The organism is Pseudomonas sp. LBUM1655 (assembly GCF_059716085.1).
On the sequence record NZ_CP166801.1, the window covers coordinates 2,086,643 to 2,101,747 of the forward strand.

At 62.8% G+C, this 15,105-nt stretch carries 2 protein-coding genes (1 of these 2 running past the window's edge); both read left to right on the top strand.

Annotated elements, in window-relative coordinates; translation table 11 throughout:
* Positions 1 to 12,321, top strand: a complete 12,321-nt coding sequence (locus ACA074_RS09390; protein ID WP_497678839.1) for a non-ribosomal peptide synthetase — start codon at positions 1 to 3, stop codon at positions 12,319 to 12,321.
* Positions 12,321 to 15,105, top strand: partial view of a non-ribosomal peptide synthase/polyketide synthase gene (locus ACA074_RS09395; protein ID WP_497678840.1) — the 5' end (the start) only. It continues 12,206 nt past the right edge of the window; the window shows 2,785 of its 14,991 coding nt (coding positions 1-2,785); its start codon is at positions 12,321 to 12,323; the stop codon falls past the right edge of the window. Before ACA074_RS09390 ends, ACA074_RS09395 begins: the two co-directional genes overlap by 1 nt.

Genomic DNA, 15,105 nt, shown 5'->3' on the forward strand with positions numbered 1-15,105 from the left:
ATGAATGCAGAAGACTCCTTGAAACTCGCTCGCCGGTTTATCGGGTTGCCCCTGGAAAAGCGCCAGATGTTCCTTGCGGCCCTGCACAAGGAGGGCGTTGATTTCGCCCGGTTTCCGATTCCCGCCGGCATTGAGGCCGAGGATCGTCAGGCGCTGTCCTACGCGCAACGACGTATGTGGTTTCTCTGGCAACTCGATCCGCACAGCGGTGCCTACAACCTGCCGGGCGCGGTGCGTCTGAGCGGGCAGTTGAACCGTCGCGCACTGGAGCATGCTTTTGCCAGCCTGGTCGAGCGCCATGAAACCCTGCGCACGGTGTTTCAGCGTCAGGCCGATGACCGCCTGCTGCAGGTGCCGGCGGCGGCACCGCTGGTCATCAACGTTGAGGATTTCTCTGGTCTGCCGGTCGTCGAGCGTGAGCAGGCGGTCGTCTGCGCAGCGGAACAACAATCGGTGTTGCCGTTTGATCTGGCGGTTGGGCCGCTGTTGCGGGTGACGCTGCTCAAACTGGCCGAACAGGAGCATGTGCTGCTGCTGACCTTGCACCACATCGTTTCCGATGGCTGGTCGATGAACGTGCTGATCGATGAATTCATCCGTTGCTACGACGCGTTCGATGGCGGCCAGCAGCCGCAACTGGCGCCGCTGCCGATTCAGTACAGCGACTATGCCTTGTGGCAGCGTCGCTGGCTGGAGGCCGGCGAGCAGGCGCGCCAGCTCGATTACTGGCAGGCACAACTGGGCGACGAACATCCGGTGCTGGAATTGCCGCTGGATCACTCACGTCCAGCGATGCCGAGCTATCGCGGCACCCGCTACGAATTTGCCGTCGACGCGCAGTTGGCCGAGCAACTGCGCAACACCGCGCAGCAGCATCAAGTGACGTTGTTCATGCTCTTGCTCGGTGCGTTCAATGCGCTGCTGCATCGCTATACCGGCCAGACCGACATCCGCGTCGGCGTGCCGATTGCCAACCGCAACCGTGGAGAAATCGAAGGCCTGATCGGTTTCTTCGTCAACACCCAGGTGCTGCGCACGCAACTGGACGGCCAGACCCGTGTCGATTATCTGTTGCGCGCGATCAAGGAAACCGCCCTCGGTGCCCAGGCCCATCAGGATCTGCCGTTCGAGCAACTGGTCGAAGCGCTGAAACTGGAACGCAGCCTCAGCCACACGCCGCTGTTCCAGGTGATGTACAACCACCAGCCGCAAGTCGCCGATGTCGCCACGCTGAGCACCGCTTCGGGTCTGGCGCTGAGCAGTCTCGACTGGCAGAGCCGCACCACCCAGTTCGACCTGACCCTGGACACCTACGAGAAGGGCGGCAAGCTGCACGCCGCGCTGACCTACGCCAGCGACCTGTTCGACGCCGCGACCATCGAGCGCATGGCTCGCCACTGGCTGCGTTTGCTGACAGCGATGGTCGCCGATCAGTCGCAGCGCGTCGGTGAGTTGCCACTGCTGGAGGCTGATGAGCAGCACACGCTGGTGCACCTCTGGAACGACACTTCGGCGGCTTATCCAATCGAGCAGCCCATTCATCAATTGATCGAAGCACAGGTTGCGCGCACGCCCGACGCGCCAGCGCTGGTGTTCGGTGAGCAGACCTTGAGCTACGCCGAGCTGGATGCCCGGGCCAATCAACTGGCGCATCTGCTGCGTGAGCAAGGTGTGCGGGCGGACAGTCTGGTGGGCATCTGCGCCCAACGCTCGCTGGAAATGGTCGTCGGCCTGCTGGCCATCCTCAAGGCCGGTGGCGCCTATGTGCCGCTGGACCCGGAGTACCCGCAGGAACGTCTGGCCTACATGATCGAGGACAGCGGCATCACCTTGTTGCTGACGCAAGCGGCGCTGCTGACGTCGTTGCCGACGGACGGCGTGCAGGTGATTACGCTGGATCAGTCGGACCTGCTCGACGGCTACAGTGAAAGCCGTTCCGAAGTCAGCGTCGACCCGTTGAATCTTGCGTATGTGATTTACACCTCCGGCTCCACCGGCAAACCCAAGGGCGCCGGCAACAGCCACGCGGCGCTGGTCAACCGCTTGTGCTGGATGCAGGAAGCCTACGGGCTGGACGCCGCTGATTCGGTGTTGCAGAAAACCCCGTTCAGTTTCGACGTGTCGGTCTGGGAGTTCTTTTGGCCGCTGCTGACCGGCGCGCGTCTGGTCGTGGCCGCCCCGGGTGCGCACCGCGATCCGCTGCAACTGATCGACACCATCAACCGCTATGGCATCAGCACGCTGCACTTTGTGCCGTCGATGTTGCAGGCGTTCATTCACGAACCGGGCGTCGAGACGTGCACGGGGCTCAAGCGCATCGTGTGCAGCGGTGAAGCGTTGCCGCTGGATGCGCAACTGCAAGTCTTCGCCAAACTGCCGAACGCCGGTCTCTACAACCTGTACGGTCCGACCGAAGCGGCCATCGACGTCACCCACTGGACCTGCGTCGACGAAGGCGCCGACAGCGTGCCGATCGGTCGACCGATTGCCAACCTGCGCACCCACGTGCTCGACGCCGAGCTGTTGCCGGTACCCAGTGGCGTGGCCGGCGAACTGTACCTGGGCGGGGCAGGACTGGCGCGCAGTTATCACCAGCGTCCGGCACTGACCGCCGAACGTTTTGTGCCGTGCCCGTTCCATGACGGCGCGCGCCTGTACCGCACCGGTGACCGTGTGCGTCAGCGCGCTGACGGCGTGATCGAGTACCTGGGCCGTCTCGACCATCAGGTGAAGTTACGCGGCTTGCGCATCGAACTCGGTGAAATCGAAACCCGCCTGATGCAGCACCCGCTGGTGCGCGAAGCGGTGGTGCTGGTGCAGGGCGGCAAGCATCTGGTGGCTTATCTGGTGCTGGAAACCGCCCAGCCAGACGAGCAATGGCAGCAGGACGTCAAAGCCTGGCTGCTCGGCAGTCTGCCGGAATTCATGGTGCCGACCTACCTGCTGACCCTGGACAAACTGCCGGTCACCGCCAACGGCAAACTGGATCGCAAAGCCCTGCCGCAACCGGACGCCGCACCGCAACAAGCCTTCGTTGCACCGCAGGATGCGCTGCAAAAAGCCCTCGCGGCGATCTGGGAAGACGTGCTGGGTCTGGAGCGCGTCGGCCTTGAAGACAACTTCTTCGAACTGGGCGGCGACTCGATCATCTCCATCCAAGTGGTCAGCCGGGCGCGGCAGGCCGGGATCCGCGTCAGCCCGCGTGATCTGTTCCAATACCAGACCGTGCGCAGCCTCGCGTTGGTCGCGACGCTGGACAACCAGACCTCGGTGGATCAAGGGCCGGTAATCGGCGGCGCCGTACTCGGGCCGATCCAGCAACACTTTTTCAGCCGTGCGATGCCGGTGCGTGAGCACTGGAACCAGTCGCTGCTGCTGACCCCGCGTGAAACATTGAATGCGCAGTGGCTCGATGCAGCGCTGGCGCATGTCATCAACCATCACGACGCCTTGCGCCTGCGTTTTGTCGAAAACGCCGAAGGCTGGCAGCAAAGTCACGACACGCGGGTTGAAAGCGCTGACCTGTGGCGGCGCGACGCCGAGTCTGTCGAGCAGTTGAATGCCTTGTGCAATGAAGCCCAACGCAGTCTTGATCTGCAAAATGGCCCGTTGCTGCGCGCGTTGCTGGTGAACATGGCGGATGGCAGTCAGCGTCTGGCGCTGATCATTCATCACCTGGTGGTGGACGGGGTTTCCTGGCGCGTGCTGCTGGAAGATGTGCAGCAGGCTTATGAACAACTGGCGGCGGGGGGCGGCATTCAGTTGCCGGCAAAAACCACGTCCTTCCAGAGCTGGACGGCGCGCCTCGAAAGCCAAGCATCGCGCTTCGAAGACCAACTGAGCTATTGGAAAACCCAGCATCAGGGTGCCCAGGATCTGCCCTGCGAGCGCCCGGATGGCAGCTTGCAGAATCTGCATGGTGAAAAAATCGAATGGCGCCTCGACGCCGAGCGCACCCGGCAACTGTTGCAACAGGCGCCGGCAGCGTATCGCACGCAGGTCAACGATCTGCTGCTCACCGCACTGGCGCGAACCATCAGTCGCTGGAGCCAGCAACCGGGCACGCTGATCGAACTCGAAGGTCATGGCCGCGAAGACTTGTTCGATGACGTCGACCTGAGTCGCACCGTGGGCTGGTTCACCAGCCTGTTTGCGGTAAATCTGACTGCTGCCGACGATCTCGACGGCTCGATCAAGTCGATCAAGGAGCAACTGCGCGCGGTGCCGGACAAAGGTCTGGGCTATGGCGTGCTGCGTTATCTCGCGGCGCCGTCGGTACGCACCGAACTTGAGTCGCTGCCGCCGCCGCGCATTACCTTCAACTATCTCGGCCAGTTCGACCGCCAATTCGATGACGCGGCGCTGTTCGTGCCGTCCGCTGAAACCAGCGGTGTCGCGCAGGACCCGGCAGCGCCATTGGCCAACTGGCTGACCGTTGAAAGCCAAGTGTATGGCGGCGAACTGTCGATGAGCTGGGGCTTCAGCCGCGAGATGTTCGACGGCGCGACCGTGCAGAAACTGGTGGACCAATACGCCAGCGAGTTGCACGCACTGATCGAACATTGCTGCACGCTGCAAGCCGCGCAAGCGACGCCGTCGGACTTCCCGTTGGCGCAGGTCACTCAGGCGCAACTCGATGCGTTGCCGGTGTCGGCCGGGCAACTCGATGACCTTTATCCACTGGCGCCGATGCAACAGGGTTTGCTGTTCCACACCCTCTACGAGCAGGCGGCGGGCGAATACATCAATCAGTTGCGCGTCGATGTGCAAGGCGTTGATCCCGAGCGCTTCCGCGCGGCGTGGCAGGCCACCGTCGACGCGCAGGACATTCTGCGCAGCGGTTTCGTCTGGCAGGGCGAGCTGACACAGCCGCTGCAGATCGTGCACAAGCAGGTGCAGTTGCCGTTTACCACGCTGGACTGGCGCAACCGCGACGACCAGCCAGCGGCCCTCGCAGCGTTGGCCGACGCCGAGCGTCAGCAAGGTTTTGACCTGTCCCATGCACCGTTGCTACGGCTGGTGCTGGTGCAGACCGACGCCGAGCAGTGGCACCTGATTTACACCCATCACCACATCCTGATGGACGGCTGGAGCAACTCGCAGTTGCTCGGCGAAGTCTTGCAGCGTTACAGCGGTCGCACGCCGGTAACTGGCGGCGGACGCTATCGCGATTACATTGCCTGGCTGCAACGTCAGGACGGTCAACTCAGTCAGGACTTCTGGAGCGGGCAACTCGCTGCGCTGCAAGAGCCGACCCGACTGGCCCGCGCCGCTACCGGCGGGGAAAACCTCAGCGGTCACGGCGACCATTACCTGACGCTGGACGTGTCTCGCACACAAGCGCTGGAAGCGTTCGCACGGCAACAGAAAGTCACCGTCAACACCTTGGTGCAAGCCGCATGGCTGCTGTTGCTGCAACGCTACACCGGTCACGAAGCCGTAGCGTTCGGTGCCACCGTGGCCGGGCGCCCGGCGGAGCTGCCGGGTATCGAGCAACAGGTCGGTCTGTTCATCAATACCTTGCCGGTGATCGGCGCGCCGCGTCCGGATCAAACCGTCGGCCACTGGCTGCAAGCGGTGCAGGCGCAGAACCTCAGCCTGCGCGACTTCGAACACACGCCGCTGGCGGACATTCAGCGTTGGGCCGGGCAGGGTGGCGAGGCGCTGTTCGACAACATTCTGGTGTTTGAAAACTACCCGATTGCCCAGGCGCTGAGTCAGGCCGGGCAGGGGCTGGTGTTCGGTGACGTAGGTAACCTGGAGCAGACGCATTACGCGCTGAGCGTTGCCGTGACACTGGGGCAGCAACTCGCGTTGCATTACAGCTTTGACCGTGGCCAGTTCGCCAGTGACGTGATCGAAGGCATCAGTGCACATCTGCTGCAATTGCTTGAGCAATTTGCCGTGTCGGCTGAACGCAACCTCGGTGAAATCGCCCTGGCCAGCGCTGACGAGCAGGCGCGCCAGCAAGCCGAAAACCACCCGCAGCCTTACCCGGTGGACATCGGCGTGCATCAGCGTATTGCCGAGCTGGCCGCTGAAAACCCGCAACGCACGGCGGTGATCTTCAACGGTCAGCGCTTCAGCTATGGCGAAATCGATCAGCGTGCCAACCAATTGGCCCACGCGCTGATCGCCCGTGGCGTCGGCCCGGAAACCCGCGTCGGGGTGGCCCTGCCGCGCAGCGAGGCGGTGATCGTTGCGCTGCTGGCGGTGCTTAAGGCGGGCGGCGCCTACGTGCCGCTGGACACCAGTTATCCGCGTGAACGTCTGGCCTACCTGATCGAAGATTCGGGGCTGGCACTGCTGATCAGCGACTCGTCGGTGTCGGCGCAATTGCCAGTGGCAGAGTCGGTGCCGCTGCTGGAACTGGATCGTCTCGACCTGCGCGAATGGCCGATCACCGCACCGTTGGTGCAACTCGATCCGCACAACCTCGCGTATGTGATTTACACCTCCGGTTCCACCGGCAATCCGAAAGGCGTCAGCGTCGCCCACGGCCCGTTGGCGATGCACTGCCAGGCCATCGGCCAGCGCTACGAAATGCGCGACAGCGACTGCGAATTCCACTTCATGTCGTTCGCCTTCGACGGCGCCCATGAGCGCTGGCTGACCAGTCTGACTCACGGGGCCTCGTTGCTGATCCGCGACGACACGCTGTGGACACCGGAGCAGACCTACAACGCCATGATCGAGCATGGCGTTACCGTGGTCGCATTCCCGCCGGTGTACCTGCAACAACTCGCTGAACACGCCGAGCGCGTGGGCAATCCACCCAAAGTGCGTATTTACTGCTTCGGCGGTGACGCAGTGCCGAACGCCAGTTTCGAGCGGGTCAAACGTGCGCTCGATCCGGACTACATCATCAACGGTTACGGCCCGACCGAAACCGTGGTCACCCCGCTGATCTGGAAGGCCGGTCGCGAGGTGCCGTGCGGTGCCGCTTACGCGCCTATCGGCAGCCGCATCGGTGATCGCAGCGCCTACGTGCTCGACGCCGATCTGAACCTGCTGCCGCAGGGCATGGCCGGTGAGCTGTATCTGGGTGGCACGGGCCTGGCCCGTGGTTATCTGAATCGTCCGGGGCTGACCGCCGAGCGTTTTGTTGCTGATCCGTTCAGCAGTGCTGGCGGCTTGCTCTATCGCACCGGTGACCTCGTTCGTCAGCGCGCCGATGGCACGTTCGACTATCTGGATCGCATCGACAATCAGGTGAAGATCCGTGGTTTCCGCATTGAACTCGGCGAAGTCGAAGCCGCCCTGCAAGCGCTCGACGGCGTGCGTGAAGCGGTGGTTGTGGCCCAGGAAGGCAGCGCCGGCAGCGGCAAGCGTCTGGTGGCGTATGTGGTGGGCGATTCAAGTCGTGCAGACTTCACCGAAGACCTGCGTGCGCAGCTCAAGGCCACTTTGCCAGGCCATATGGTGCCGGCGTACGTGCTGCGTCTGGAGCGCATGCCGCTGACGCCGAACGGCAAGCTCGACCGCAAGAACCTGCCGAAACCGGATGTCAGCCAACTGCAGCAAACCTATGTCGCTCCGCAGAACGCGCTGGAGCAACAACTGGCGGCGATCTGGCAAGACGTGCTCAAGCTTGAGCAGGTCGGCATCAGCGACAACTTCTTTGAGCTGGGCGGCGACTCGATCATTTCGATTCAAGTGGTCAGCCGTGCGCGGCAGGCTGGCATTCGCTTTACGCCCAAAGACCTGTTCCAGCACCAGACCATTCAGGCGCTGGCCGCTGTCGCGCAGACGGGCGAAGCGCAGCAAGTGATCGATCAGCAGCCGGTGACCGGCAGCACGGCGCTGTTGCCGATTCATCAGGAGTTCTTCGCTCAGGCGATTCCCGACCGTCATCACTGGAACCAGTCGGTGATGCTCAAGCCAACTCAAACCCTTGATGCCCAAGTGCTTGAGCAAGCGCTGGATGCGTTGGTGCTGCATCACGACAGCCTGCGTCTGGACTTTGTCGAGCAGGCTGACGGCTGGACAGCGAACTACCGCGACATCGCCACGCAAGCAGGTGAAACGATCCTCTGGCAAGTCGAGGTCGCTGACCTCGCAGCCCTTGAGACACTGGGTGAAAAGGCCCAACGCAGCTTGCAATTGAGCGGTGGCTCGCTGATTCGCGCGGTGCTGGCGAACCTTGCCGATGGCAGTCAGCGCCTGCTGCTGATCGTCCATCACCTGGTGGTCGATGGCGTGTCGTGGCGGATTCTGTTTGAAGACCTGCAAAACGCTTATCGGCAGATAGCGAGCGGCAATGCCGTGCAATTGCCGGCCAAGACCAGTGCGGTCAAAGCCTGGGCGGTTGCATTGCAGGACTACGCCGCGACGCCTGCGTTGCAGACTGAACTGGGCTTCTGGCAGCAACAATTGCAAGGCGCTTCGGCGGCATTGCCTTTCGACCGTCCGAACGGCGGTCAGCAACACGATCAGGCGCAGACCATTCGCAGCAAACTGGATCAGACCCTGACTCGTCAGCTGTTGCAGGATGCTCCGGCGGCTTATCGCACCCAGGTCAACGATCTGCTGCTGACCGCGCTGGCGCGGGTGATGGTGCGCTGGACCGGTGCCGACCACGCGCTGGTATTGCTCGAAGGCCACGGTCGCGAAGACCTGTTCGACAGCGTTGACCTGACGCGTACCGTCGGCTGGTTCACCAGTGTGTTCCCGGCGCGCCTGTCGCCGGTCGCGGAACCGGGCGCATCGCTTAAGCAGATCAAGGAACAACTGCGGGCGATTCCGCACAAAGGCATCGGCTTCGGCGCGCTGGCGCACCTGGGCGATGAGCCTGCTCGCCAGACCCTGCAAGCCCTGCCGGCACCGCGCCTGACCTTCAACTATCTGGGACAGTTCGACGGCAGCTTCGATGCCGCCGACCAGGCTTTGTTTGCACCGACCAGCGAATCCGGCGGCGCCGAAGTCAACCTGCAAGGCCCGCTGGGCAACCCGCTGGCGCTGAACGGCAAAGTCTTTGGCGGTGAACTGGACCTGAGCTGGACCTACAGCAGCGCGATGTTCGACGCCGCGACCATTCAGCGTCTGGCCGATGATTACGTGCAGGAATTGACTGCGTTGATCGGCCATTGCTGCGACAGCGTCAACCGTGGCGTGACGCCCTCGGACTTCCCGCTGGCGCAACTGTCGCAGACGCAACTCGATGCGCTGGTGCTCGAACCGCAGAGCATCGACGACATCTACCCTCTGTCGCCGATGCAGCAGGGCATGCTGTTCCATACGTTGCTCGAACACGGCAACGGCGACTACATCAACCAGATGCGCCTGGACGTCGACGGCGTCGATCCACAACGTTTCCGTGCCGCGTGGCAAGCGGTGGTGGATGCCCATGACATTTTGCGCACCGGGTTCTTCTGGCAGGGCGACTTGCCGCAACCGGTGCAAGTGGTGCAGCGTCAGGTGGAAGTGCCGTTCAGTGTGCTCGACTGGCACGGCAAAACCGGGCTGGACGCAGCGTTGCAAACCCTCGCCGATGAGGAGCGCGCTCTGGGTCTGGACCTGACCTGCGCGCCGCTGCTGCGACTGGTGCTGGTGCGCACCGCGACGGATCGTCATCACCTGATCTACACCAACCATCACATCCTGATGGATGGTTGGAGCAGTGCGCAGTTGCTCGGCGAAGTGTTGCAGCATTATCGCGGCGAAGCGGTGGCGCGTCCGGCGGGCCGCTATCGCGATTACATCGGCTGGCTGCAGCGTCAGGACAATGCGGCGGCCGAAGCCTACTGGCTGGCGACGCTCAACAACCTGCAAGAACCAACGCGTCTGGCCACTGCCATCGCGCGGCCGCATGACGGCTTGCCGAGCGTCGGTTATGGCGATCATTACCAAGTGCTGGACGCGGATCTGACTCAGCGTCTGGGTAAATTTGCCCGGGCCGCGAAAGTCACGGTCAACACCGTGGTGCAAGCCGCCTGGCTGTTGCTGTTGCAGCGTTACACCGGCAAAGACTGTGTGGCGTTCGGCGCCACCGTTGCCGGGCGTCCGGCGGATCTGCCGGGGGCCGAAGCGCAGATCGGTCTGTTCATCAACACCTTGCCGGTGGTTGCCGCGCCGCAAGCACAGCAGAGTCTGGCCAGTTGGCTGCAAGGGGTGCAGGCGCAGAATCTGGCATCGCGCGAGTTCGAACACACGCCATTGGCGGATATTCAGCGCTGGGCCGGGCAGGGCGGTGATGCGCTGTTCGACAGTTTGATGGTGTTCGAGAACTACCCGATTGCCGAAGCGCTGGAGCGCGGCGCACCGCAAGGTTTGCGTTTCGGCGCGGTGGCCAATCAGGAGCAGACCAACTATCCGCTGACCCTGTTGGTGAACATGGGCGCGCAACTGACGGTGCATTTCAGCTATCAGCGCGACAGCTTTGCCGACGCCAGCGTGGCGCAGTTGGGCGCGCACTTGCAGCGTCTGCTGAGCCAGATGACCGAGGCAGGCGAACGCGCACTCGGCGAGCTGAACCTGATCGAAAGCGCCCCGAACGTTGACAGCGATTTCGTCACCGACCTGTGCATTCATCACGGCATTGCTCGTCAGGTGACGGCGACCCCGGATGCGCTGGCAGTGACCTTCGGCAGCACGCAACTGACTTACGCCGAACTGGACGCGCAAGCCAATCGTCTGGCGCACAAGCTGATCGAACTCGGTGTCGGCCCGGAAGTGCGGGTAGGCGTGGCAATGCCGCGTTCCGAGCAGCTGCTTATCGCCCTGTTGGCGGTGCTCAAGGCCGGTGGCGCCTATGTGCCGCTGGACCCGGATTACCCGGCGGATCGCGTTGCTTACATGTTGGAAGACAGCCGTGCGCGGGTGTTGCTAACTGAGCAAGCCGTCGCCGCGACCCTGAGCGTGCCTGTTGATACCCAAACGTTGCTGATGGATCAGGTGTCGTTGAGTGGTTATTCCACTGACGCGCCGTTCACTAAGGTGCAACCAGACAACCTCGCCTACGTGATCTACACCTCCGGCTCCACCGGCAAGCCAAAAGGCGTGGCGATTGCCCATCGCAACGTCATGGCGCTGATCGACTGGTCGGCCAAGGTTTACAGCCGCGACGACATTCAAGGTGTATTGGCTTCGACGTCGGTGTGCTTCGATCTGTCGGTGTGGGAGCTGTTTGTCACGTTGGCCAATGGCGGCTCGCTGATCATCGCCCGTAATGCCCTAGAGCTGCCGCAACTGCCGGCCCGCGATCAGGTGCGCCTGATCAACACTGTGCCGTCAGCCATTGCTGCAATGCAGCGCGCCGGGCAGATTCCTCCGAGCGTGCGGATCATCAATCTGGCGGGTGAACCGCTCAAGCAAGGGCTGGTCGACGCGCTGTATCAACAGTCGACCGTCGAGCACGTTTTCGACCTGTACGGCCCGTCGGAAGACACCACCTATTCGACCTGGACTCGCCGCAGTGCCGGTGGTCAGCCGCGCATTGGTCGAGCCCTCGACCACAGCGCCAGTCACTTGCTCGACGCCGATTTGCACGTTGTCCCGCAAGGGGTTTCGGCTGAGCTGTACCTGTCTGGTGCCGGCATCACTCGCGGCTATCTGGGCCGTGCGGCGATGACCGCCGAGCGGTTTGTGCCCAACCCGCTCGCCAACAACGGTGAGCGCATGTACCGCACCGGCGACCTGATCCGCGAGCGCGAAGACGGCCGACTGGAGTACATGGGCCGCATCGACCATCAGGTGAAAATTCGTGGATTCCGCATCGAACTGGGCGAGATCGAGGCGCGATTGCTCGCTCAACCGGCAGTCACCGAAGCGGCGGTGCTGGCCGTCGAAGGCGAGGCTGGCGCGCAACTGGTGGCCTATGTGGTCGCCCCGCCACTGGATCTGTACGACGGCGAAGCGCAGCGGCTCCTGCGCGACGGACTAAAGACTGGCCTCAAGTCTTCGTTACCTGACTACATGATTCCCGCGCACCTGCTGTTCCTTGAGCAGTTGCCACTGACCCCCAACGGCAAACTCGACCGCAAGGCCTTGCCAGCGGTCGATGCCAGCCAGATGCAGGCCGCGTATGTCGCGCCGCACAGTGAGCTTGAGCAGCAGGTCGCGGCGATCTGGCAGCAAGTGCTCGACGTGCAACGCATCGGCCTGAACGATCACTTCTTCGAACTGGGCGGGCACTCGCTGCTGGCGGTCAACGTGGTGTCGCGCATTGCCCTGGAACTGGGCCTGACGCTGACCCCGCAACTGTTATTCCAGCACCCCGTCCTGAGCGACTTTGTCGCTCACCTCGATACAGGAGGCGGGGCAATCAACGAACAGAAACTGAGCAAGCTGGAAGCCCTGCTTGACGATATGGAGGAAGTCTGATGGACAAGAGTGTTGCTTTGAGGGTAGCCAAGCGCTTTATCAGTCTGCCGCTGGACAAACGTAAGCTGTACCTGGAAAAGATGCTCGAAGAGGGCGTCTCTCCGGCCAACCTGCCGATCCCGGAAACGCGTTCCGGGTTTACGGCGATTCCTCTGTCGTACGCCCAGGAACGGCAATTGTTCCTGTGGCAAATGGACCCGCACAGCACCGCGTACCACATCCCCAGCGCCCTGCGCCTCAAGGGGCGGCTGGATGTGGCGGCGCTGGAACGCAGCTTCAATGCCGTGGCGGCGCGTCACGAAAGTCTGCGCACCACTTTCGCCGAGCAGGGCGAAACCTTCTGTCAGGTGATCCATCCGCAACTGCCGCTGAGCATTACGTTGGCGCCGCTGCCGGAGGGCCTCGACGCCGCTGGCACGGACGCTGCGATCAAGGCCTTTGTCGAAAGTGAAACCGCGCGCCCGTTCAACCTGCAACAGGGCCCGCTCCTGCGTGTAGCGCTGCTGAAGGTGGCGCAAGACGATCACGTGCTGGTGCTGATCCAGCACCACATCATCTCCGATGGCTGGTCGATCAAAGTGCTGGTCAACGAACTGATCCAGCATTACGCCGCCGACACCAGCGGGCAGTCGCTGACGTTGCCGGCGCTGGAAGTGCAATACGCCGACTACGCGATCTGGCAGCGTCACTGGCTGGAAGCGGGCGAGCGCGAGCGGCAACTGGCTTATTGGGTCAAGACTCTGGGCGGCGAGCAGCCGGTGCTGGAGTTGCCGATCGATTTTCCCCGTCCGGCGGTGCAGAGCCTGCGCGGTGCGCGGCTCGAACTGGACTTGCCGGCGGATCTCGGTGATGCCCTCAAACAACTGGCCCAGCGCGAAGGCGCGAGCCTGTTCATGGTGTTGCTGGCATCGTTCCAGGCGTTGTTGCATCGCTACAGCGGCCAGGCGCAAATTCGCGTCGGTGTGCCGACGGCCAACCGTAACCGCGTCGAGACGGAGGGCCTGATCGGCTTCTTCGTCAACACCCAAGTCCTGAATGCCGAGGTGAACGGACAACTGCCGTTCAACCGATTGCTGGCGCAGGTCAAGCAAGCGGCGATGGACGCCCAGGCGCATCAGGATCTGCCGTTCGAGCAATTGATCGAAGCGCTGCAACCGGAACGCAGCCTTAGCCACAGCCCGGTGTTCCAGGTGATGTTCAACCACCAGACCCGCCGTGATCAGGGGCGTGGCGCGGTGCAACTGCCGCAGTTGAGTGTCGAGGATGTGCAGTGGGAAGGGCGCACTGCGCAGTTCGACCTGACCCTCAACACCTATGAGTCCAACGACGGCTTCGCCGCTGAACTGACCTACGCCACTGACTTGTTCAAGCCTGAGACCGTCGAGCGCATTGCCCGTCACTGGCAGCACCTGTTGCAAGGCATCGTGGCCGCACCGACCCAGCGTGTCGGCGAATTGCCGTTGCTGGAACGTGCCGAACATGGCGTGCTGTTGCGGGACTGGTTCCGCGTTGCCGATCACTCCGCGAAAGCCGAGTGCGTGCAGCAGGCTTTCGCCTTGCAAGCGCAGCAAACGCCGCAGGCCACCGCGCTGATCATCGGCGAAGACGTGCTGACCTATGGCGAACTGGATGCCCGGGCCAATCAACTGGCGCACAAACTGATCGAGGCCGGTGTCGGCGCGGATCAACTGGTCGGCATCGCCGTCGAGCGCAGTGTCGAGATGATTATTGGCCTGCTGGCGATCCTCAAGGCGGGCGGGGCGTATGTGCCGCTGGACCCGGCATATCCCGAAGATCGTCTGGCTTACATGATTGAGGACAGCGGCCTGCAATTGCTGCTGACCCAAACCCATTTGCAGGCGCAGCTGCCGATTCCGGCGGGCGTGCAGACGCTGTTGCTCGATCAGCCACACGGCTGGCTGGCGGCTTATCCACAGACCGCTCCGGACGTTGCGGTCAACGGCGAACATCTGGCCTATACGATCTACACCTCCGGTTCCACCGGCAAACCGAAAGGCGTGATGGTGCGCCATGCGGCGCTGAGCAACTTTGTCGCGAGCATGATCAAGCAGCCGGGAATCACGGCCTCTGATCGCATGCTGTCGCTGACCACGTTCTCGTTCGATATTTTCGGCCTGGAAATCTACGGCCCGTTGCTGGCCGGTGCCTGTGTGGTGCTGACCGGCAAGGACGTGCATCAAGACCCGCAAGCGGTGCTTGAACTGATCGAGCGCCACGCCGTTTCGGTGCTGCAAGCCACGCCGTCGACCTGGCGCATGCTGCTGGACAACGAACACGCCGCGATCCTCAACAGCCGCACGTTCCTCTGTGGCGGTGAAGCGCTGTCGCAGGAACTGGCGCAACGCATGCTGGCGCTGACGCCGAGCGTGTGGAACCTCTATGGCCCGACCGAGACGACCATTTGGTCGGCGCAACACGCCCTGAGCGCGGACAACAGCCGACCGTTCCTCGGCACGCCGATCGACAACACCGCGCTGTACATCCTCGGCAGCGACCTTGAGCTCAATCCGCTCGGCGCACCGGGTGAACTGCTGATCGGTGGCGATGGCCTGGCCCGTGGTTATTTCCAGCGCCCGAGCCTGACCGCCGAACGTTTTGTGCCGGACCCATTCGCGAAGAACGGCGCGCGTCTGTACCGCACTGGCGACCTGACCCGCTACCGCGCCGAGGGCGTGATCGAATACATCGGGCGGATCGACCATCAGGTGAAAATCCGTGGTTTCCGTATCGAACTGGGCGAAATCGAAGCGCGTTTACTCGCGC